General features: G+C 33.1%; 17 protein-coding genes and 1 tRNA gene. 8 read left to right on the forward strand and 10 right to left on the reverse strand.

The genetic code is table 11. From position 1 onward, the window contains the following. Positions 1 to 214: 214 nt before the first annotated feature. Positions 215 to 1,045 carry a DegV family protein gene (locus tag AC2JF9_RS00805; RefSeq protein WP_500724776.1) on the forward strand — a complete coding sequence of 277 codons (831 nt, stop codon included), beginning with the start codon at positions 215 to 217 and terminating at the stop codon, positions 1,043 to 1,045. A 297-nt stretch (positions 1,046 to 1,342) separates the two neighbouring features. Then, positions 1,343 to 2,887 (forward strand): L-lactate permease, encoded by a 1,545-nt coding sequence (locus tag AC2JF9_RS00810; protein WP_500724777.1) that lies wholly within the window; start codon positions 1,343 to 1,345, stop codon positions 2,885 to 2,887. A 253-nt stretch (positions 2,888 to 3,140) separates the two neighbouring features. Here the strand turns inward: AC2JF9_RS00810 and AC2JF9_RS00815 are convergent, their stop codons facing one another. The 3 genes from AC2JF9_RS00815 to AC2JF9_RS00825 form a co-directional block, all read right to left on the reverse strand. Continuing rightward, a complete protein-coding gene (locus AC2JF9_RS00815; protein ID WP_500724778.1) occupies positions 3,141 to 5,000 on the reverse strand; it encodes a MucBP domain-containing protein in 1,860 nt (619 codons plus the stop codon). 380 nt (positions 5,001 to 5,380) lie between these two features. Next, a complete protein-coding gene (locus AC2JF9_RS00820) occupies positions 5,381 to 7,213 on the reverse strand; it encodes a MucBP domain-containing protein (RefSeq protein WP_500724779.1) in 1,833 nt (610 codons plus the stop codon). 458 nt (positions 7,214 to 7,671) lie between these two features. After that, complete coding sequence (locus tag AC2JF9_RS00825; RefSeq protein ID WP_500724780.1) at positions 7,672 to 8,250, reverse strand: phosphatase PAP2 family protein; 579 nt, start codon at positions 8,248 to 8,250, stop codon at positions 7,672 to 7,674. A 202-nt stretch (positions 8,251 to 8,452) separates the two neighbouring features. On the opposite strand from AC2JF9_RS00825, the gene AC2JF9_RS00830 reads away from it, so the two are divergent. Both AC2JF9_RS00830 and AC2JF9_RS00835 read left to right on the forward strand, forming a co-directional pair. Beyond that, positions 8,453 to 8,541: transfer RNA gene (locus AC2JF9_RS00830), tRNA-Ser, on the forward strand. 440 nt (positions 8,542 to 8,981) lie between these two features. Next, on the forward strand, positions 8,982 to 9,068 hold the full coding sequence (locus tag AC2JF9_RS00835) for a MucBP domain-containing protein (protein ID WP_500725379.1): 87 nt from the start codon (positions 8,982 to 8,984) through the stop codon (positions 9,066 to 9,068). 309 nt (positions 9,069 to 9,377) lie between these two features. Here AC2JF9_RS00835 and AC2JF9_RS00840 read toward each other — a convergent pair whose 3' ends face one another. Both AC2JF9_RS00840 and AC2JF9_RS00845 read right to left on the reverse strand, forming a co-directional pair. After that, positions 9,378 to 10,559 (reverse strand): MucBP domain-containing protein, encoded by a 1,182-nt coding sequence (locus AC2JF9_RS00840; protein WP_500724781.1) that lies wholly within the window; start codon positions 10,557 to 10,559, stop codon positions 9,378 to 9,380. A 266-nt stretch (positions 10,560 to 10,825) separates the two neighbouring features. Next, complete coding sequence (locus tag AC2JF9_RS00845; protein WP_500724782.1) at positions 10,826 to 13,336, reverse strand: MucBP domain-containing protein; 2,511 nt, start codon at positions 13,334 to 13,336, stop codon at positions 10,826 to 10,828. A gap of 410 nt (positions 13,337 to 13,746) precedes the next feature. Between AC2JF9_RS00845 and AC2JF9_RS00850 the strand changes: the two genes are divergently transcribed. Further along, entirely contained in the window at positions 13,747 to 13,989 is a 243-nt protein-coding gene (locus tag AC2JF9_RS00850) for a SemiSWEET family transporter (RefSeq protein WP_500725380.1), read from the forward strand. Between the two features lie 250 nt (positions 13,990 to 14,239). Here the strand turns inward: AC2JF9_RS00850 and AC2JF9_RS00855 are convergent, their stop codons facing one another. Next, a complete protein-coding gene (locus tag AC2JF9_RS00855; protein ID WP_500724783.1) occupies positions 14,240 to 14,599 on the reverse strand; it encodes a MerR family transcriptional regulator in 360 nt (119 codons plus the stop codon). Between the two features lie 145 nt (positions 14,600 to 14,744). On the opposite strand from AC2JF9_RS00855, the gene AC2JF9_RS00860 reads away from it, so the two are divergent. Then, a complete protein-coding gene (locus tag AC2JF9_RS00860) occupies positions 14,745 to 15,134 on the forward strand; it encodes a carboxymuconolactone decarboxylase family protein (protein ID WP_500724784.1) in 390 nt (129 codons plus the stop codon). Positions 15,135 to 15,380: 246 nt separating this feature from the next. Here AC2JF9_RS00860 and AC2JF9_RS00865 read toward each other — a convergent pair whose 3' ends face one another. From AC2JF9_RS00865 to AC2JF9_RS00880, 4 genes are all read right to left on the reverse strand, one after another. Beyond that, entirely contained in the window at positions 15,381 to 16,031 is a 651-nt protein-coding gene (locus AC2JF9_RS00865) for a DUF3862 domain-containing protein (RefSeq protein ID WP_500724785.1), read from the reverse strand. Between the two features lie 713 nt (positions 16,032 to 16,744). Beyond that, on the reverse strand, positions 16,745 to 17,353 hold the full coding sequence (locus tag AC2JF9_RS00870; protein WP_500724787.1) for a DUF3862 domain-containing protein: 609 nt from the start codon (positions 17,351 to 17,353) through the stop codon (positions 16,745 to 16,747). Positions 17,354 to 18,413: 1,060 nt separating this feature from the next. Further along, a complete protein-coding gene (locus AC2JF9_RS00875) occupies positions 18,414 to 19,034 on the reverse strand; it encodes a DUF3862 domain-containing protein (RefSeq protein WP_500724788.1) in 621 nt (206 codons plus the stop codon). 418 nt (positions 19,035 to 19,452) lie between these two features. Then, entirely contained in the window at positions 19,453 to 20,112 is a 660-nt protein-coding gene (locus AC2JF9_RS00880; RefSeq protein ID WP_500724789.1) for a DUF3862 domain-containing protein, read from the reverse strand. A 526-nt stretch (positions 20,113 to 20,638) separates the two neighbouring features. Between AC2JF9_RS00880 and AC2JF9_RS00885 the strand changes: the two genes are divergently transcribed. Further along, complete coding sequence (locus AC2JF9_RS00885) at positions 20,639 to 21,346, forward strand: AzlC family ABC transporter permease (RefSeq protein WP_500724791.1); 708 nt, start codon at positions 20,639 to 20,641, stop codon at positions 21,344 to 21,346. After that, the gene (locus AC2JF9_RS00890; RefSeq protein WP_500724792.1) at positions 21,333 to 21,656 is read left to right on the forward strand and encodes an AzlD domain-containing protein; all 324 of its coding nucleotides are present in this window, start codon (positions 21,333 to 21,335) and stop codon (positions 21,654 to 21,656) included. Before AC2JF9_RS00885 ends, AC2JF9_RS00890 begins: the two co-directional genes overlap by 14 nt. Positions 21,657 to 21,857: the final 201 nt, after the last annotated feature.

Below are 21,857 nucleotides of genomic sequence, written 5' to 3' on the forward strand. Positions count from 1 at the left end.
ACAGCTAGTACATACATTAAGAGGAGCAAAGGCTCCATCTCTACAAGACAAATTTTAGCTTAAGTTTGTGATTATGTAAACTTTTGTAAACGATTTCTAGCATTAAAAAAGTTTAAATAATATTTAGTCGCTTTTTAAATTAAATTGTATTATTATTTATCTATACAATTTTAAGATAAATTGGTTTATTTTTAATCTAAGGAAGTTTCTAATTATGGAAGAAGTAAAATTTATAATAGATTCTGGCGCTAACGAAAATGCTAGCGAAAAGTTAACGGTTGTTCCGTTAACGATTACTATTGCGGGTCGGGACTTCCTCGATAACGAAGACCTTAATATGGATGAATTTCTCGAAAGTATGAAAAAAAATACGGAAGAGGGACGAACATCTTGCCCAAGTATTGACGATTGGCTTAAAGCTCTTGAAGGTAGCAAGCGGGCAATTTTACTAACAATTACCAGTGGCTTGAGTGGCTGCTTTTCATCTGCTTATCAGGCAAAACAAATCTATGAAAAAGAGAACCCTGGCAGCAAAGTGATTGTAGTTGACTCACGCACTGCAGGTCCAGAAGAATCAGTTATCCAAAGAGAAATTGAGCGTTTAGTTGACGGGCATACACGTTTTGTTGATATCGAGCAAAAGATATCAGAGTATAAAACGCATACCCACTTGTTAGTTATTTTCCAGTCTCTACATAACCTTGCTTTGAATGGTCGCGTTAACATGGCAGTTGCTAAAATGGTCAAAATGTTAAATATTGATATTATTGGAACAGCTAGTGATGAGGGAAAGCTCGAACCAATTTCAAAAGTACGGGGGATGAAACGTGCTTTTAAAGAGACTTTGAGATTAATGGAAGAAAGAAAATATAAGGGTGGTCGAATCGTCATCGATCAATGCAAAAATGAAAAAGATGCCAAGAGTCTGAAAGAGAGAATTCAGGCATTATATCCAAAAGCAGAAATTGTGATTCGCTCTATGCGCGGAATCTGTAGTTTTTATGCTGAAGAAGGTAGCTTAATGGTTGGCTTTGACGATTTATAAATCGTGTGAGTTAACTAATTTTTGAAAATTTGTCATTGCTAGAAAGCCTAACGTAATTAAATTACGTTAGGCTTTTACTTTATTTTTAAAAAATAGATTTTGAAAGCGATTACTAAAAATCCGCTCAACCTACTTTTAATGAAATTAATAGCGTGATAGAATACGTTTAAGGGTAATTTACATTTTAATTTGTTTGTTGTGTCTTATCACGCGATAGACACTGTTTCGTGTAATTTTTTCAGAATTTTGAAGAAATTATCTTGTTAATTTTGAACGAGATTAACGGAGGAAATTAGAATGGATTTATTAAAAACTGTTATTGCCCTAGTTCCGATAATTTGGTTAATAATCTCTTTAGGCGTATTTCATGTGCGAGGAGATGTTGCGTGTGCGATTGGATTCGTTGGTGCAATTGCATTGAGTATTATCGGCTTTAACTTTTCATTTATAAATAGTATAACTGCCGGTTTAGATGGAATAATGATGGCAATTTGGCCCATCATTTATGTAATCATATCGGCTCTTTTTATTTATAATATTAGTAAAAAGTCTGGTGGACTTGACACGATTATGTCGATGCTCACCTCAATTACCAAAGATATGAGAATACTCGTATTGATTTTGGCCTGGGGCTTAGGTGGGTTCTTAGAAGCAGTTGCTGGCTTTGGTACATCCGTAGCCATTCCGGCAAGCATTCTCATCATTTTAGGAATGAACCCGCTTAAAGCTGCGGTTGTTTGCTTGATTGCTAATACGGCACCAACTGCCTTTGGTGCTGTCGGCTTACCGATCACAACGTTGGCAAAAGTTACGGGGCTTGGTGCAACTCAGCTATCGTATTTTGTTGCGATTCAACTGTTTGTATTAATTATGATCATTCCTTTTGTTTTAGTACTTGTTACTGATGGCAAGGGACTAAAATCATTTAAAGGGAATGGGGTACTAGCTTCCACTTTACTGGCAGGTTTTACCTTTGCAGTGCCGCAAATATTTATTACTAAGTATATGGGACCCGAATTGCCATCAATTGTTGGTGCAATTATTTGTATTTTAGCGCTTGTTTTAATTACGAGATTTTATGGCAGAAACGAAGAGGAAGACGAGTCAGAAAATGATACGGAAACTAAATCAACTGGCGATAAAATTAAAGCTTGGCTACCGTTCATTTTGGTTTTCGTATTAATCATCTTTACTTCGTCGCTGTTTCCAACAATTAAAGGTGCTTTAGCAAGTATTAAAACGAGCTTTCACTTTTATCATGGTCCTAATGCTAAACCTGTAGATATTGACTGGTTATCTTCACCAGGTACATTAATCTTACTGTCTAGCTTTGTTGGCGGTTTAATTCAAGGACTATCATTGAAAGAGATATTCTCAGTACTATTTAATACAATTAAACAATTAACTAAGACAATTGTCACAGTATGCGCAATCGTAGGTTTGTCAAAAGTAATGGGCTATAGTGGTATGATTGCTACTATTGCGATTAGCTTAGTAAAATTAACTGGAGCATTTTATCCAGTAATTTCTCCGATTATCGGAGTACTTGGAATTTTCATTACTGGTAGTGATACTTCCGCAAATGTTCTTTTTGGGGCGCTGCAGGTACAAGCAGCAAATGCGCTACACGTAAGCCCTTACTGGTTAGCGGCTGCAAACATGGCCGGAGCTACTGCAGGTAAAATGATTTCCCCCCAAAGTATTGCCATTGCTACTGGAGCCACTAAACTTGAAGGTAAAGAAGGCGTTCTTTTGAAAAAAGCCTTGCCTTATTGTGCGCTGTATACTCTAGTTTTATGTGTAATTGTGTTTGTTCTAGGTAAAGCGTTTAGCTTGCTATAAAAATAAAAGCAAATTATTTAGCATTAATTCCTGTTAATCGAGAAGGTAGGCTAGTTCCTATATTCTATTAACAGGTTTTTGTTTGTAGTCAATATCAATCCATCTGTTGATTTGAAGTTAACAGTCGTAAAATAAACTCCTGGGAAATACTATGGTCACTAAAAAAGCCCTGAACTACTATGTGGTTCAGGGCTAAATCAGTCATAAAATTTTATTGACTGTTTTTTACAAAGACTGTTAATTAAAATATTCTCTATTGCTTACGCTTAAATGCCCAAGCACCAAAAGTAGTAAATAGAACGGCAATGCCAGCTAATACCTGCGCTATACCAGAAGTCTTTCCTGTTTTAGGAAGGCTGTTCTTCTGAGTAGGAGTTGGTTGCTTAGTGTTATTGATGTACTTCTTGTTAACTTCTTTTTCATTCTTTTTATGCTTGTCATTTTTATCGACAATAGTGATTTCAATTTCGGGTTTGTCTGTTTGATCTTTGGTGTAGACATAAATGACTGTTTGTTCAGTGTCAGTTAAAGTACCAGTAGGAGAGCCTTTGATTTCTTTAAAGGTGTAGCCTGCAATGTTTAACTTATAACCTGCATTTTCAGATACATCATAGCTATCTCCAACATTGCCAAAGATGGTTTTACTATCGGCAATTTTATTACCATCGGTATCTTGGTAATGAACGGTTAGTTTTGAAGAACTAGTAGGGTTGGGAATAAAATTCCGAGTATAAACATAAGTCACTACTTGGTCGCTGGTAGTATATACTCCAGATGCACTGGCACTACCAGCTTTTAAATTTCTGAAAGTGTAACCTGGTATTGTTTTTTGCACACTGGTATATGAAGTTCCCACAGCTCCAGTTAAAGTTTCACTAGCTGCAATAGGGGTTCCATTCTCATCTTCATAGTTAACTTTAACGGTTCCGTTTGAATTTATAGCTGAGCTCAATGCAACATTAAGCGATACTTCAGTTCTGAAGGAATAAGAACCGTTCAAAAAACTACTAAATAATGGCACCGTTTCATGTAAGAAACTAAATTTTGAAGTTAAATTTACAGGACCATCTGAATTCGCAATACTACCTTTCTTTAATTTAAAAACCAAGTTGTCATCTTCTAAATATACAGCGTAAATTAAGTCATTATGACCGTCATTAAAGAGCGTGTAAGTTAAGAAATTAGCAGAATTATCTTCATCTGTTGTGTCAAAATCAAGATCGTCATCAGATGGGGTTCTATCCGGTGTAAGGGATAAGGTTGCGACATTATAACCAGGTCCTAATGCATAATCTGTCCCTTTATTATAAAAGGACGAAATAGGTAGAACCAGTTTCTGATAGTCATTAATTGCTTTTTCGAGTGAGACTGATGGAGTTCTGGTAATACCGCCGTCATTTAGTGACACTGAAGAACTAGAACGTTGAGCCTCACTTTCGCTGCTATAATTCAAATAATCCCAGAAAAGGTGAAAATTTGTAAAATCAGCGTTCTCATTATCAATGTCAAAATGATGGCGCTTGGTGGAATCGTTTTTGATAGTTAGGAAGTATGACAAATCAACGCTCAAAGCTTGATTTGTGGTGTGATGCAACTCAATGTAACATCGTAATTCAGGTATAAATTCAAGACCTTTCAGAGTGCGTACATAGTAAAAGCTGCTGTCAGTATTAGCTTTGTCTTCGTCGTCAGTAAGGTTCAACGACACATATCGCCAATTAGAGGCTATATAATCTTTAGTTAACTCACTTACAGTAATTCCATACTGTGCAGCTACTGCTTTTTGTAAGTTCTTGTCTGGCATCCAATCATCAATAGATTCACTTGAAGCTCTTACAATATTGTTATTTGAAGATGATTCGGGTGCAGAAATATCTGGTGTTTCTTCATTGTTAGTTGTTTGAGAAGGCTCTTGAGTCTGAGAAGTACATGCACCTTCTGGTTGGTGTTCAGTTGACTCGTTAGTTGAAGCTTGCGCGCTTGTCGTTGAAGCAGAAGAATCAGTGGCGGCATGTACTTGATTAGCCGAGAGTAAAGAAGCTGAAATCAGCGTACAGTAGGTAAGGGTACGTATGCCTAATTTTGTTTTCTTGTTATCTTTATTATATTTCATTTTGACTAATTTCCTTTATTCCTTCTATGTTAGTTTTTACAAAATTATAATTTGTTTGCAAATCATCAGTATCATATATGATACTGATGATTTTTAGTATACCATATTTGTTGTACTTTTATGTTTTTTTATTGGCATTTTTTAATAGCAAGTTTGAAAACTAACTTCTACCTTTTATCTCTATGACTGTGTCATTAATATTTTCATAGCTAGCATATGTTGCTAAATTTGTATACTTAGGACATTCACGCCATTTGGTATAGCTTGTAATTACTTATATGAAAGTAAAGGTCGTAGCCAAAAACCCCAGGTTAACAAATTAGCCTGGGGTTGAATTATTATAATTTGAATAGTCTAAAGAGAATATTACGTCTTACTCACTATTGCTTACGCTTAAATGCCCAAGCACCAAAAGTAGTAAATAGAACGGCAATGCCAGCTAATACCTGCGCTATACCAGAAGTCTTTCCTGTTTTAGGAAGGCTGTTCTTCTGAGTAGGAGTTGGTTGCTTAGTGTTATTGATGTACTTCTTGTTAACTTCTTTTTCATTCTTTTTATGCTTGTCATTTTTATCGACAATAGTGATTTCAATTTCGGGTTTGTCTGTTTGATCTTTGGTGTAGACATAAATGACTGTTTGTTCAGTGTCAGTTAAAGTACCAGTAGGAGAGCCTTTGATTTCTTTAAAGGTGTAGCCTGCAATGTTTAACTTATAACCTGCATTTTCAGATACATCATAGCTATCTCCAACATTGCCAAAGATGGTTTTACTATCGGCAATTTTATTACCATCGGTATCTTGGTAATGAACGGTTAGTTTTGAAGAACTAGTAGGGTTGGGAATAAAATTCCGAGTATAAACATATGTCACTACTTGGTCGCTGGTAGTATATACTCCAGATGCACTGGCACTACCAGCTTTTAAATTTCTGTAAGTGTAGCCTGGTATTGTTTTTTGCACACTGGTATATGAAGCTCCCACAGCTCCAGTTAAAGTTTCACTAGCTGCAATAGGGGTTCCATTCTCATCTTCATAGTTAACTTTAACAGTTCCGTTTGAGTTCAATGTAATGTTAAGCGATACATCGGTATGGAAGTAGTAATTACTCGTAACAGAAACTACACTATATGCAAGGCGAGTCATGTGTGTAAAGTGAAATCTGGTACTTAGAGTTACTGAGTTTACTGAGCTTTGCAGACTACCTTTCTTTAGTTTAAAAACCAGGTTGTCATCTTCTAAATATACAGCGTAAATTAAGTCATTATGACCGTCATTAAAGAGCGTGTAAGTTAAGAAATTAGCAGAATTGTCCTCATCTGTTGTGTCAAAATCAAGGCTATTTGGAAGTCTCATTGGATTAATTACTAGTACTGCGCCACCGTGTTCTGAACCGTTTGCAAAAGCAGTTCCTTTATTATAAAAATTGGAAATAGGTAAGATTAACTCTTGATAGTCACTTAATTTAGCTTCGAGAGATGGAAATGAATATCGATTAACAAAATTTGAATCAAATAGTGTTAAACCGGAAAAAGTAACTTCATTATTGCTAGAATTCAAATAATCCCAGAAAAGGTGAAAATTTGTAAAATCAGCGTTTTCGTTACTGAGCATGATGTTGTGGCTTATATTGGGATTGTTTTTAATGGTAAGAAAGTAAGATAAATCAATACTCATACCTTCATTAGTAGTATTGTACAATCTTATGTTACAAGTCAGCTGCGGTATATACTCTAGACCTTTTAAACTTTTAACATAATAGCTTCCATCGTTTTCAGCTTTATCTATATCGTCAGTTAATCTTAAAACTACCCAATGATGATTAGCTACAAGTTCCTTAGTTAATTGATTTACTTCAACGCCATAATTCTCAGCTACTGCTTTTTGTAAGTTCTTGTCTGGCATCCAATCATCAATAGATTCACTTGAAGCTCTTACAATATTGCTATTTGAAGATGATTCGGGTGCAGAAATATCTGGTGTTTCTTCATTGCTAGTTGTTTGAGAAGGCTCTTGAGTCTGAGAAGTACTTGCACCTTCCGACTGGTATTCAGTTGACTCGTTAGTTGAAGCTTGCGCGCTTGTCGTTGAAGCAGAAGAATCAGTGGCGGCATGTACTTGATTAGCCGAGAGTAAAGAAGCTGAAATCAGCGTACAGTAGGTAAGGGTACGTATGCCTAATTTTGTTTTCTTGTTATCTTTATTATATTTCATTTTGACTAATTTCCTTATTTTACGTAAAAAGTTGATTTATTTAGAATAAACTGTCAATTAGTAGGTCTACTTTATTGAGGGTTTCACCTTTTTGATAATTTTAAAAGTAATGTTACTTATAACCTTTCAGTATCGCAAATGATACCGGAACGAGCTTTAGTATATCATAAGTTATTACTATTGTGGTTTTAATTTTAATGTTATTTATTTGCTTTACATGTTTTTACTTTTTTAAGCAATAGAAAAAATAGTATCTATAAATAATAGTGCCATTTAAAATTAGTAAAAACTTTGGCAGATTGGGAGCTTTGGAAATGTTTACATTTTATAGAAGGAACTTTTGTTTGTTATCTAAAATAAAGAACATAAAAAGACAAATTCTTTAATTAAAGAATTTGTCTTTTTATGTTCAATTAGTTTTGAGTTAGATAGGTAATATTTTTAAAAGGAAGTTCAATTTAGATTAACAAGAAAAGCTGCTGAGAAATGCCAAAGCAGAATACTGCAAGTGTCGTCGCACCCAGTACATCAGAAGGATAATGCGCCTTCAAGCTAATACGTGAAATAACTACCATAATCCAAATTGCCATTAGAGCAATGACAAAGGCAGCACCAAACCTAGCTTTAAAGAGTTCCCAGACAATTAGAACCATAATAGTTGTTCCTAATACATGTCCACTCGGAAAACTATATCCTGTTTCAAGGCTCAAGTGTTTAATTGGTCGTTTGCGATGCATCCATTTTTTTAAAAGCAGTCCAACCATATCTGTAAAGCCAAGAGTGAAAAGGGCCCAAAACGCTAGTAGTTCTTTTTCTTCATTAATTAAAAAACTAGCAATAAAAATGTCTAAAATCACTAATAACTTTGGATCGTTGATAAAGGCAATTACTTTCCAGCTAAAGCCATCATGTCTTCTGACTAGTTTATGATGTAACCAATGATCAAATAAGTTGAAGCGCCGAGAATTTCTAAGGCTAAAAATGAGTATTAGCAATGTTATTGCTGATATTAATGTAAGCCAGATATAAGTATGCAAATCAAATCCCCACCTATAGTGATACTATTCAAAAACATTTTAACAGCTAACAATAGTGCGACTCTATTTTGCGATTACTCTTGAGTAAAATTTAAGAAATACAAAAATTCAATGGAGCATCTTAACTACTCTAAAAATGTAGTCAAAAAAATAAATGTTATTTGGAAATTAAGGTCAGATAATGTATAATTAATTTCGTTGTGGAGAGTTGGCAGAGTGGTAATGCACCGGACTCGAAATCCGGCGAACCAAGTTTTCCTTGGCGCGCAGGTTCAAATCCTGTACTCTCCTTATAATAGTGGCTTAAACCATTGATATTATAGCATTTAACTCTATGTAGTTCGCCAAATATTCGCTGAAGTATAAAAAAACTATCTTTTTATTTAGATAGTTTTTTTATATTTCATCAAGAATTTCCTCTATAATATCATCTTGTTGAGCTTTATATTCGTCTAGCATGTAAGCATATGTTTTAGCAGTTATAGTAATATTTGAATAATCTAAGCGTTTTGAAGTTGATTAAAGAGGTCAACACACCTTAAATAGTAAAAGAGCAACGTGTGTATGTCTTAAACTGCGAAAGTGGGAACCGTTGCGATCAATATCACTTTCCTTTAAATGAGCGTGAAAAAATTTATTTATGCCAGCTTGTGAAGGGACTTTACCATTGCTATTTGTGAAAACTAGATTTTGATTATTTTTAAGTTGGGAAAGTAGATTGAGCAAAATCTATTTTTGGTTATACCTTTAAAGAAGTTAAAGGCAATGCTACTGTTTTCTTTGCCACTAATAATCAAACAGTAACTTATATATACTAAAAATAGTATTGAAACTACAAATGCTACTGAGTCAGTTAAACATAACAAATCAAGAAAATAGTCCATTGAAAAACCAAAAGAAAGTCAACCACTTTCAAATGGGCCTAAAACAGATAAGATGAAGTTATCTTATCTGTTTTAGGCAGTATGAAGTTGCTGATTAGTACGGCAGGTAGAGCTTGGCTAAAACGTAAACAAAAATAATATTAACAGAAGGACACTGACTTATATAATCAGTGTAGAAAAAGACCTATCTAGGATAATAGATAGGTCTTTTTACTTTATATTAAATACCGCTCTTATTTAATATTAGTTCTCTCTTTTTCTCCGCGTAAAGATGTAGCCAACAAAACTACTCAAAAGCGAGATTGTTATCCCGAGAGCAAGCAATGAGTAATCCGTTTGTTCATCAGCACCGGTTTGCGGTAACTGTTTCTTTCTATTACTAGGATCTTTTGAAATAGGGCGAACCTCACTGTTACGTGATTGATGCTTATTAGCAGGAGTAACTACTAGCTTTTGGTGATTTGTACTTGGCTGTTTGGAATCATCAGGTTCTTCAACGTTAGCAGAATAAATATAAGTAACTACTTGTTGAGCTTCAGTGAAAAATCCTGTCGCATTATCAGGGCGAACTTTTAATGTATAGCCACTAATTTCTTTAGTCGATGATACATAGCCATCACCAACTTTGCCTGTTAATACTTCACTAGTAGCAATCTGGTTGCCATTTTCATCTTGGTAATGAACGGTAACTGTGCTAGTTCGACTAACAGGTTCCGTTGGAGTAACAGGACTCACTGGATTTCTATGATAAATAAAAGTAACAATTGTAGGATAGGAGCCATAATTACCAGCGGGAAAGAGACTTCCAGGATTAACAGGCCCTGTTGTTTCGGTTCTTACGTACGTAAATTCTGGTTCTCTAGAGCGAGGAACTATACTCCAAGCCGAACCAAAACTACCTGTCGTAATTTGGTCCGGTATAATTTCATTACCATCTTCATCGTGATTACGAAAGGTAACAGGTGCCCCTTGATTAGTATAAACAAACGTAACTGTCTGAGGACTGTTAGTGTATGTTCCAGTGCGATTACCTCTAACTTCTTTTAGCCTGTGATTCCGGACCCATTTCTCATCGCAGAAATAAGATGCTCCTAAATCACCGTTCATAGTAACAGAAGGTGCAACATCTTGACCAGTTTCAAAACTTATATAACGAACAGTAACTGGTTGCCCGGTATATGTATTTCTGAGCAAAGAAGATGTTTCATTTGCAATTGTTTGTCGTATCGTACGTTGGTTGCTGTCACTTGTTGATTGTTGGCATTCCTGAGAATCTATTTCACTTATAGAATTAGATTCAGCTGTTACTTGCTGATTGTCGGCTTTCACCAAGTCAGCATTAGTTGCAATCAGGCCTAAACTCGCAATAGTTGTGGCAGTTAAGACTTTCTTTCTGAATTGCTCTATTTTTTTATACTTTTCCATTTTCCACTTTTCTTTCCCAATTTAAAATGATACTTAATATAAATATAGCACAGAATACAAAAAAGTGCATAAATCAATATTTAGTAATTGATGTTTTATAATCATAGAGTATATTGAGAACAAATAAATACGTATATAAGTTTTAGCGATTTTTTAAATACTTCAAAAGATATAGCTTTTCCAACAATATTCTTCTTATATGAAATTAGTATTCCAAATAAAAAACGCTTACGAGTATTAATAATCTCGTTAGCATTTTTATATATTTACTTTAATTTACTTTTTTTGCGATTTAACCAAACTCCAGATAAGGTTCCAATTAAAGATAAAGTTCCTAAAATTAATGAAATTAACTTGGATTGATTATTTAAACCAGTTTTTGGTAACTCATTTGAATCAATAGCGGTATCTTTACTGATGTTAGGAGTAGGGTTCTTTAAAACTGCGTTGCTTAGATGAGGTTTTTTATTAACTTGCGAAGTATCAACAATAATTTTTGAGTAAACATAAACAACAGTTTGCGGTGTTTCGTTAAAGAGACCTTTGGCATTAGCAGGCGAAATTTTTAGTGTATAGCCCTTGATAACTTTTGCTGACGTAACGTAGCTTGTACCTATTTTACCTGTCAACACAGTATTAGAGGCAATGGAATTACCGTTTTTATCTTGATAGTGGACAGTTACCACACCAGTTTTCGATGGTGTTTCTGGGTTTGAATTTTCTTTTTCATAAATATAAATTACTTCTTGAGGTAGTGCAGAAAACAATCCGGTTGCATTACTTGGGGTGCTTTTAAGTGTATAGCCCGTAATGGTCTTAGCTGATGTGACATAGCTTGTACCTACCTTGCCACTTAAAACTGAGTTTGGTGAAATTTGGTTCCCATCTTCATCTTGATAATGAACGTTAACGAGACCATTTTCAGCTGGTGGCTCAGGAGTAACGAAATCACTAGAGTAAATATAGATAACAGTTTGCGGCGTTTCAGTGAACAAACCAGTCGCATTAGCAGGAGTAGTTTTTAAAGTATAGCCTGCAATAGTTTTAGCTGAAGTGGTATAAATTTCGCCAATGGTACCAATTAGTTCAGTATCAGATGAAATTTGGTTGCCATTTTCGTCTTGGTAGCGGACAGTAACACTACCATTTGCCGCCAACGGATCTTCAGTATAAAAGAAAGTGACTTCCTGAGAAGTTTCACTAATATTACCATAAACAACATCTGCAGTATCTGGGCTAGAAGAGGTCGTAGGGGCATCATTAATTTTTTTAGAATTGATGGTATAACCATTCAAAACAGGGGCAGTAATAACTCCGGAATCGCCAGTTTTCCCTTTAGAGATTTTATCAGGAGAGATAGTCTCGTTAGTGTCTTTATTAACATAATGAACATTAACATGTCCAATACGGACATAGGTATCAGGATGATCTTTATCATAATTTTCTATTAATTCTCTAGAAGTCCATCTTTGAGTACCCTGAGGATCAGTTTCGGTTTGGTTACCGACATTTAACCAAATTCCTTCGGTATTAAGCTCAGTGTATGTAGTTAATTCATATAGAAAATTTGGGCCAAGCCTTAAGGTATTTAATTTATCTAAGTCAGCTAACATCATTTCCGGATGTGTTTGGGTATCTTCATTAAAGTAAAAATTGCGTAAATCTAGAACCTTTAAATTTCTACAACCGTAAAACATTCCTGACATGTCTTCTACAACTTGAGTGTCAAAATTGCTTACGTTTATAGCTGCTAAGTTCTCACAGTCCATGAACATACAGCTCATACTAGTTACTTTTTTGGTATCAAATTTGCTGACATCGACAGTCGTCAAATTCTCACAATTAGAAAACATGCCAGACATATCAACTACATTTTTAGTATTGAATTTATTAGTATCAATGTTTAAAAGCGCAAGATCATAGCACTCATAGAACATTTCGGACATGTTTTCAACTATAGCAGTTTCAAAGCTTCTTAAGTCCAATTCAGTTAAGCTTTCACATAAAGAGAACATATTGCTCATGTCTGTTACTTTTGTTGTTACAAAGTTGCTTAAATCCAATTGCTTTAAAGATGAACACCCTGAAAACATATTGCTCATGTTCTCTACTTTTGAGGTATCAAAGTTGCTTAAATCAAGGGAGCTTACGTTAATATGTGCAAACATAGAAGACATATTAGTAACTTCGGAAGTGTCAAGATTTTCTAAACCCTGAATTTCTTCTAGATTACTCAAGTAGCTAAATAAATCCTTTGCGGAACCAGTGATTTTCAGTTTGCCATCAAGTTTAATTTTAGTAATACTTCTATCACTTATATTATCGAGATTAGAAAAAATGCAATCTGGATTTGCAATAGTCTGGTCATTACCATAGATAGTAAGAATGCCGGTATCAAAATCCACATCGAGATTATTCCATTTAGTGCTGGACTTCGGGGATATACTCGGCGAAGTCTCTCTAGCTGATTGAGTTGTTGAAATTTCAGGAACAGAATCTTGAGATTCGTCGACATTCTTATCAGCCGAATCAGTTTCTGCAGGTACGTTTTCTTCAGATTTTAAAGTATTTAGTGTCTCCGTTTTGATAGATCGGCTGTACTTTATCCTTTTGTCTGGAGAGCATATATTTTTGGACTTGACTGATACTTTATTAGATGAAATATTATCGGCTTTAACTAACTTGGGATTTGTACTAACCATAGCTAAAGCAGCTGCAGTTAAACTGCTAAATAATAATTTTTCGCCACGGCGGTTCTTATTACTACGCATATTCATATTTTTCTTTCCTATCTTTATTTTAATAAATTAACGTTAATGTATCATATATGATACAAAAATATCAATAAATTATAGTAACATTATTTTAAAAATATAATATAGACTGGATTATAACTACATAAGTGTTCAACTCCTAGTCATCAGATTAGGATTACCTTTTTACTATTAGAAACCTGAAATCTCTTTTTTATATGCAAGTTAATTGCTTGCAAAAGAAACTTTCTTTGGCTGGATCTTAAATACTCGAAAATACTTCTGAATTAAAGTTACGAAGATGAAAACACTTGAAAGCGATAACTGAAACTATAAAGTTGGAATTGAAAGAAACACTAAATACTCTGGAGAGGAAGAGTAGCCAATGATAGGATATAGCGCTGGGTGATGAAAAAGTGAAACTAGAAAAAGCAATGAAAATTTTAGGATGGGTTGCATCAATTACTGCAATTATCATGTATGTATCTTATATACCGCAAATCATAAGTAACTTGCAGGGAGTAAAAGGGAACCCTATTCAGCCTCTAGCCGCAACAATCAATACTTTCTTTTGGATAGTTTATGCTCTTTTTAAGGAAGAACGTGATATTCCGATTGCAGCATGTAACTCTGTTGGGTTTGTTTTTGGACTTTTAGCTTTTTTTACAGCACTTTAGGGCCAAACATTGACAATGCGGAAAACAAGTTATGCAAAAAGCAAAAACTCGATTAAAAATCGAGTTTTTTTGTTATGAAATGCTGTCGACAAACCGAGCTAATTTTATTTTTTTGGTGTTAGTATAAAAACCATAAGGAAACTGGTGCAACACAAGAGGTTTTTGTAATACATAAAAATAGCTCTCAAGATTGGGTGAAAATCAAACGTGAGGGCTGTATTATGCTATGTTCAGAATCTTTGTTGTCGACTTATTGATCATTTAAATTCAAATATGTTTTGATTTTATGTTCAATAAAGTCGATGTTTTCATCAAGTTGCTTTTGTTGATAGTGTAAAGAATCCAATTGATCAAATAGCAATTTTAGCCGTTGAGGAATAGTTTCATCACCTTTATAGCGCAGTTTTGCATATTCTTGCATGTTTTTAATACTCATACCAGTCTTTTTTAGTCGGATAATGAACTCAACCCAAGCAAGATCTTTATCCGTGTAAAATCGACGGTTATTTTTTCTACGATTGGAAAAAACTAATCCTTGCTTTTCATAAAAGCGTAAAGTGTCAATCGAAAGTCCACATAATTTTGAAAATTCCCCAATTGAATACTGCATATTAACTTCCTTTATCTAAATACTAATTATTTCTAAAAAGTACGCTTGTGACTTTTAATTGTCAAATGAATTTTTGAAATCAGTTGACGTGGAGTGCACTCCAGGATTTATTCTGTTTTAAACAGTTAAATTAAGGAGAATAAAAATGACAAATTCAGAACGTTATGATCGCGGATTAGAGAATTTAAATAAAGTAGATAAAGAGTCAGGACAAGCAGTTATTGACTCATTAGCAGGCTTACCAGAAGACGTGGGCAGGTATATTATTGAATTTGCTTTTGGTGATATTTATGATCGAGGAGTTTTAGACTTAAAGCAAAGAGAAATGATTACTATTACCAGTTTATTATCGCAAGGTGACACTGAACCACAACTTAATGTACATATTAACGGAGCTCTAAATGTAGGATTAACAAGGGAAGAAGTTATTGAAACCTTTATTCAAGCTATTCCTTACGTTGGCTTTCCTAAAGTGCTAAATGCGGTTAATGTAGCTAAAGAAGTTTTTAAAGAAAGAGATGAGAAGGGCGAGTAACTAGTAAAAAGGGCGCTCAAATTAACTGTATTAAAGTAAAAAGCAGAAAAGAGTATGACACTACTTTTTTCTGCTTTTTTTCATCTAATCATTTTACTAAAAATGATTAGGTAAACTCTTATACGAAATTTCAGTGAAATGAATATTTCTCTTTTTGCTAAACAAATCCTTTAAATATTTATCTATAGCATTTTAAACTACAATCTTGATTAACAGTATTGTTTTTGAGTTACATGAATTAAAATATTATCTTGAATTGTTCAAAGTGTTTTTTAAGTTACTCCGAGTTTTACTTGTTAGTCTATCATTAACAAATATAAAGTAGACGATTTTACGATCTATAGAGTATCTGTGAAAATAAAGGGCATCTGCCTCTTTTTTGCCGTAAATATAGGTTTCGTCCTGTTGGTTAGGCTTACCGAATTTCTTAATTATGCTAGCGTACGAACTTCCAACTTTTATCTCATTAAACTCTTTAGCAGTAATTTTATGTTCGTCATTCCACGTTAAACCAGAAATACCTTTTGAAATAGCCCTGTTGCCTTTATTAAAACCAACTTCAATAGCCATTTCTTTCTTTTTCCACTTATAAATCTTTTTTACATCACTATACTTGGGAGTTGAGACGGAATTTGGTTCACCCAAAATCTTTTTTACTTTCTTATAGGTTGCTCCTTTGACCTTTTTGACCTTCTTTCCTTTTAATTGCTCAGCATCATTACCAAGTTTTATTTGGTCGTATTTTGCTTTAAAATCAAGTTTTGCTTGATCTGGATCTGCTTTTTGCTCACTTTTGTTATTAACACCTGATTTACTTGATTTGCTATTTGAGCAGCCGACAACTGATAATACTGCCAAAAGACTTAAAGTAGCAGTAATCACTTTTTTAAAATTCATTTATTAATCCTCCGATAATTAGAGTTGTAAAATTCGCTTTACGACATTTATATATTTTCTTTGCTAAGAAAACTAAATTAAGCTAATAGCAGAGTTAATATGAGCACTTTCGTGCTGATCAGTTTCATTATATCAATAATTAAAAAAGCAACAAATAAGTTCCATAGTCTACTTTTTAATAAAATTTCATTTTATTTTATCTATAAGTTCTCATTATATGTCAATATTAAAAACCAGTTCTCTTTCTATATTTTTAGTCTGTTATTAACGAATGCAAAATTTACGGTCTGTTATTCTTAAAGTGCTAAATGCCTTTAATCTAGCCAAGAGATATTCAAAAAAAGAGATCAGAAGGGAAAGTAAAAGCAAAAGGGGGCGCTCAAACTAATTGATTTAGAGTAAAAAGCAGAAAAAAGTAATGTCTCATTATTTTTTCTGCTTTTTATTTTTCAGATTATCTTGGCACACCGAAAAGATTAGATAAGGTCTTACGCAAAATTAGATAAAAGAGTTCGGTACTATAATGCACATTTTTCTTTTTGCTAGACAAAAATTTTTCAATATTTAATTACAGCATTTAAATCAGCAATCTCGATTAACAGTTTTAAACCACTGCTGTTTCAATTAAGGTTACATTGGGCGTAATAGTTAATAATTGCTTTCAGAGTTTCAGCAAACAAAAAACACTCCATTAATTTGAAGTGTTCTTTTTGTTACTCAGCGGATTTTGTTTTAGATATTAATACATCATTATTGAATATGAAACTACCTACTGTTTTGACTTTTTTGTCTTTATTTTTTGGTGTGTCTAAATTATAAATTAAAGTGACACTTTTATTATCTAGTACACGAGCTTCAGCTATGCCATCAGGTTCACCAAATTTTTTAATTACACTCTTGTAAGAGCTCTCATCTTTTACAGCGTCAAAGTCCTTAGCAGTGATTTTCTGGTCTCTTTTCCAGTCCAATCCAGCAATGACTTTCATAATTGCTTTATTTTTTACGAATGAAACACCAATTTGCATTTTCTTTTTCTTCCAAATATAGGACTTAATCTTTGCGCCTTGGCTGTTTTTGGTAGTTGAAGTAGAATTAGGTTTGCCCAAAATATTGGTTGCTTCTTTTATAGTAGCACCTTTAGTATCATCTTTATCATATGATCCGATTTTTAATTTGTCGTATTTTTCTTTATATTCACGTCTGAACTGGTTTGGATCAGCTTTTTGGCCTGATTTATTTGCTCCATTATTTGAACAGCCCACAATTGAAACTGCGATTAGAACGCTAAAAGCAGCAATAATAATTTTCTTTATCCTTTTCATTATTCCTCCATTGACAAAGCCGTATATAGAATGCTTGCGACTCCGTTAATAATTCTTTTACTCTCCACCTTTGAAACAGTAAAAGTAATTTAGTACAATACTTAACTAATTATATCAATAATATACGAAATAGGAAATAGGTATAATATTATTTGAGTTATTAATGAACTAGAAAGACATCATCTTGAATTATCTTTTTACTTTCCATGTAACGGGTAGGATAAGGGCAGTGTGGGTGTCTATCACTCAGAACTCTGTTTTTATAGATAAAATAAGCCATTTATCAATATTAAATTCTTCAAGACTACATACTGCACAATATCCAAATCAAGTTTCAGTTTTCTCATCTTTTTCATAGACTTTTTGAATATAAACTAAATTATTTGCATATAAAAACACTTTGAATTGTTCAAAGTGTTTTTTAAGTTATTTAAATTTATATCGAGATTTACTTACTAATTTATTATTAATAAATTGCAGATAGAAGATTTTACTATCTTTAGTTTGGTTGCTTCCATTTTTTTATAAAATTTCATTTTATTTTATCTATAAGTTCTCATTATATGTCAATATTAAAAACCAGTTCTCTTTCTATATTTTTAGTCTGTTATTAACGAATGCAAAATTTTCGGTCTGTTTTTCTTAAAGTGCTAAATGCCTTTAATGTAGCCAAGAGATATTCAAAAAAAGAAATCAGAAGGGAAAGTAAAAGCAAAAGGGGACGTTCAAATTAATTGATTTAGAGTAAAAAGCAGAAAAAAGTAACGTCTCATTATTTTTTCTGCTTTTTATTTTTCAGATTATCTTGGCACACCGAAAAGATTAGATAAGTTCTTACGCAAGATTGGACAAAGGAGTTCGATACTATAACGCACATTTTTCTTTTTGCTGATTTTATAACCTTTCAATATTTAATTACAGCATTTAAATCAGCAATCTCGATTAACAGTTTTAAACCACTGCTGTTTCAATTAAGGTTACATTGGGCGTAATAGTTAATAATTGCTTTCAGAGTTTCAGCAAACAAAAAACACTTCAAACTAATGAAGTGTTCCTTTTGTTAATCAGCAGATTTTACTTTAGATTTTACTTTATATATTAGTTCATCATTATCATCGAACATGAGCCTACCTACTGTTTTGACTTTTTTGTCTTTATTTTTTGGTGTGTCTAAATTATAAATTAAAGTGACACTTTTATTATCTAGTACACGAACTTCGCCCATGCTATCAGGTTCGCCCAATTTTTTAATTACACTCTTGTAAGAGCTCTCAAGTTTTACAGCGTCAAAGTCCTTAACAGTGTTTTTCTGGTCTCTTTTCCAGTCCAATCCAGTAATGCCTTTCGTAACTGCCTTATTTTTTTTGAAATAAACAGCAATTTGCATTTTCTTTTTCTTCCAGGTATATAACTTAATCTTTATAATCTTTGTGCCTTGGCTGTCTTTGGTAGTTAAAGTAGAATTAGGTTTGCCCAAAATATCGGTTGCTTCTTTTATAGTAGTACCTTTAGTATCATCTTTATCATATGATCCGATTTTTACTTTGTCATATTTTTCTTTATATTCCCGTCTGAACTGGTTTGGATCAGCTTTTTGGCTTGATTTATTCGAACAGCCAACTATTGAAACTGCGATTAGAACGCTAAAAGCAGCAATAATAATTTTCTTTATCCGTTTCATTATTCCTCCATTGACAAGGCCGTATATAGAATGCTTACGACTTCGTTAATAACTCTATTACTCTCCACCTTTGAAACTGTAAAGGTAATTTAGTACAGTACTTAATTAATTATATCAATAATATACGAAATAGGTATAATGTTATTTGAGTTATTAATGAACTAGAAAGATATCATCTTGAATTCTCTTTTTACTTTCCATGTAACGGGTAGGATAAGGGCAGTGTGGGTATCTATCACTCAGAACTCTGTTTTTATAGATAAAATAAGCCATTTATCAATATTAAATTCTTCAAGACTACTTACTGCACAATATCCAAATCAAGTTTCAGTTTTCTCATCTTTTTCATAGACTTTTTGAATATAAACTCAATTATTGCATATAAAAACACTTTGAATTGTTCAAAGTGTTTTTTAAGTTATTTAGAGTTATATCGAGATTTACTTACTAATTTATTATTAATAAATTGCAGATAGAAGATTTTACTATCTTTAGTTTGGTTGCTTCCATTTTTTTTATTGTTATTATAATATTCATAATCAGCCGACACCCGTTTTTTGCCGTCATATCTAATGTCTTCAGTTAGTGTGGTGGGCTCACCAAGTTTCTTAATTATGCTAGCGTACGAACTTCCAACTTTTACCGCATTAAACTCTTTAACAGTAATTTCATGTTCATCTTTACTCTTTAAGACGGTAATATCTTTACCAACGGCTCTGCCATTAGCAAACTCAACTATAATAGCTCTTTTTTTCTTTTCCCACCTATACTCTGTTGTTTTTATATTCTTGTACTTAGAAACTGAGGCGATATCTGGCTCACCCAAAATCTCTTTTACTTCTTTATAAGTTGCTCCCTTTATCTTTTTGAACTTCTTGTTTTTGAATGTGTCTATCCGATAACCAACTTTTATTTGGTCATATTTTGCTTTAAGACCAAGTTTTGCCTGATTTGGATCTGCTTTTTGCTCAGTTTTGTTATTAACACCTGATTTACTTGATTTGTTATTTGAGCAACCGACAACTGATACTACTGCCAAAAGACTTAAAGTAGCAATAATCATTTTTTTGAGATTCATTCATTAGTCCTCCAATATTATAGTTGTAAAATTGGCATTACAGCATTATATACTATATAAATTATACTCTTTATCAGTAAGCCAAACTAGGTTAATAATAGAGTTAATATTATTGATTTTATTATATTAATAAAATATAAAATAACAGATAGGCTCCCATAACTTCTATAGAAGTTTGTCAATGAGTTCCCATTATATATATTAAAAATTAGTTCTGTCTTTATATTTTAGTTTGCTATTAACTAATGCAAAATTTCCAGATCTTTTTTCCATATTTCCTATTGAAAGAAAAATAGAGTGCAGTTAAGCACCTATTATTTTATTCTCTTAGAAAGTTTGGTTCTTTTAGATTTTTCACTAGACAGCTGAATTAACTATTGATTTAAAATCTGAACAGCTGACAGTGTGACTAGCTCGTAGAACTTAAGTGAGCTTTTCCGAACTTAAAAAATATTGACGTGAAATTATAACCGATTTAAACTTGAGATATTTTATTAACTAGATTGTTCTAAAAGGAAGTGTTAAAGTGGATAGTTCTCTTACCAAAAGAGCAGCAGTTATTGATACTATACCAACAGTTTTTGGTTACTTGGGGATTGGAATTGCCTTTGGTGTTATTGGTCGCGCTAGCGGTTTTTCAACTTTTGAAGTTTTTCTGATGTCGGTTATTATTTATGCAGGGTCAGCCCAATTTACTACGGTAAGCATGCTAGCAGCGGGAAGTCCCATTGCTTCTATAATTCTGGCTACCTTTTTAGTTAACTCAAGAGTTATATTAATGAGTACTACTATAGCACCACATTTCAGAAAAAAGAGTCTAGGAAAGAGTATACTAATTGGTACATTATTAACTGATGAAAGTTTTGCTCTTGGAATTAACAAGTTAAATTACACTAAAGGAAAAATGACCTTTGAGTGGTTTAATACGGCCAATATTGTTTCCTACATAACATGGCTTGTGGCTACCTTAGTTGGTTCTTTACTTGGTGGATTCATTTCAGATCCAAGAAAATTTGGACTTGATTTTGCAATAGTAGCAATGTTTATTGGCTTATTATATCTTCAAGTAATTAGTGATCAGAAGCTAAAGAAATCACTTCAAGTTATTGTTATCATTTTAACTATGGTCTTAACATATATACTTACAACAATTTTGCCAGCTAATTTAGTTATTATTGCTGTTACAGTAATTGGGTGTATTTTAGGGATGGTGATTAAACATGCTTTCTACTAATAAGACAATAATAACGATAATTGGTTGTGGGTTAGCAACCTGGCTTTCTCGAGTTTTGCCATTTGTTTTACTAAAAAAGTTTACTTTACCCAAAATAGTTATTGACTTTCTTTCCTTTGTACCGATTGTAATAATGGCTGCCTTGTGGTTTAGCAACTTATTTATTGCTGTTCCCGGACATTTGCCAAAAGTTAACTTTGACTACTTGTTAGCTTCATTGCCAACTTTTTTGGCCGCAATGATTACTAAATCGCTGCTAGTAATAGTTGCAGTAGGAATAGTTTCATTAGCTATACTGCGTTTAATTTAAAAACAATTTTTTAAAAGCTTGACTAAAAGATTAAAGATGATAAAGCTTTGTTTTTAAAAGGATAATTTATATCTATCTTCTACATGTAAAGAATATATCATATAGAAACTAGTTTACATTTTTCATGAATTGTCGTTATAATAATTAAAAATAATTTCGGTTGGAGTCATTGGCTTTCAAGAATTGTCACTAGGTTTGGGT

This window comes from Lactobacillus sp. C449L, assembly GCF_059900815.1.

Bases quoted from the DNA above. Each gene is read 5' to 3' on its own strand.
- AC2JF9_RS00805 (WP_500724776.1), top strand. From the start codon at position 215: ATGGAAGAAGTAAAATTTATAATAGATTCTGGCGCTAACGAAAATGCT.
- AC2JF9_RS00810 (WP_500724777.1), top strand. From the start codon at position 1,343: ATGGATTTATTAAAAACTGTTATTGCCCTAGTTCCGATAATTTGGTTA.
- AC2JF9_RS00815 (WP_500724778.1), bottom strand. From the start codon at position 5,000: ATGAAATATAATAAAGATAACAAGAAAACAAAATTAGGCATACGTACC.
- AC2JF9_RS00820 (WP_500724779.1), bottom strand. From the start codon at position 7,213: ATGAAATATAATAAAGATAACAAGAAAACAAAATTAGGCATACGTACC.
- AC2JF9_RS00840 (WP_500724781.1), bottom strand. From the start codon at position 10,559: ATGGAAAAGTATAAAAAAATAGAGCAATTCAGAAAGAAAGTCTTAACT.
- AC2JF9_RS00845 (WP_500724782.1), bottom strand. From the start codon at position 13,336: ATGAATATGCGTAGTAATAAGAACCGCCGTGGCGAAAAATTATTATTT.
- AC2JF9_RS00850 (WP_500725380.1), top strand. From the start codon at position 13,747: ATGAAAATTTTAGGATGGGTTGCATCAATTACTGCAATTATCATGTAT.
- AC2JF9_RS00855 (WP_500724783.1), bottom strand. From the start codon at position 14,599: ATGCAGTATTCAATTGGGGAATTTTCAAAATTATGTGGACTTTCGATT.
- AC2JF9_RS00860 (WP_500724784.1), top strand. From the start codon at position 14,745: ATGACAAATTCAGAACGTTATGATCGCGGATTAGAGAATTTAAATAAA.
- AC2JF9_RS00865 (WP_500724785.1), bottom strand. From the start codon at position 16,031: ATGAATTTTAAAAAAGTGATTACTGCTACTTTAAGTCTTTTGGCAGTA.
- AC2JF9_RS00870 (WP_500724787.1), bottom strand. From the start codon at position 17,353: ATGAAAAGGATAAAGAAAATTATTATTGCTGCTTTTAGCGTTCTAATC.
- AC2JF9_RS00875 (WP_500724788.1), bottom strand. From the start codon at position 19,034: ATGAAACGGATAAAGAAAATTATTATTGCTGCTTTTAGCGTTCTAATC.
- AC2JF9_RS00880 (WP_500724789.1), bottom strand. From the start codon at position 20,112: ATGAATCTCAAAAAAATGATTATTGCTACTTTAAGTCTTTTGGCAGTA.
- AC2JF9_RS00890 (WP_500724792.1), top strand. From the start codon at position 21,333: ATGCTTTCTACTAATAAGACAATAATAACGATAATTGGTTGTGGGTTA.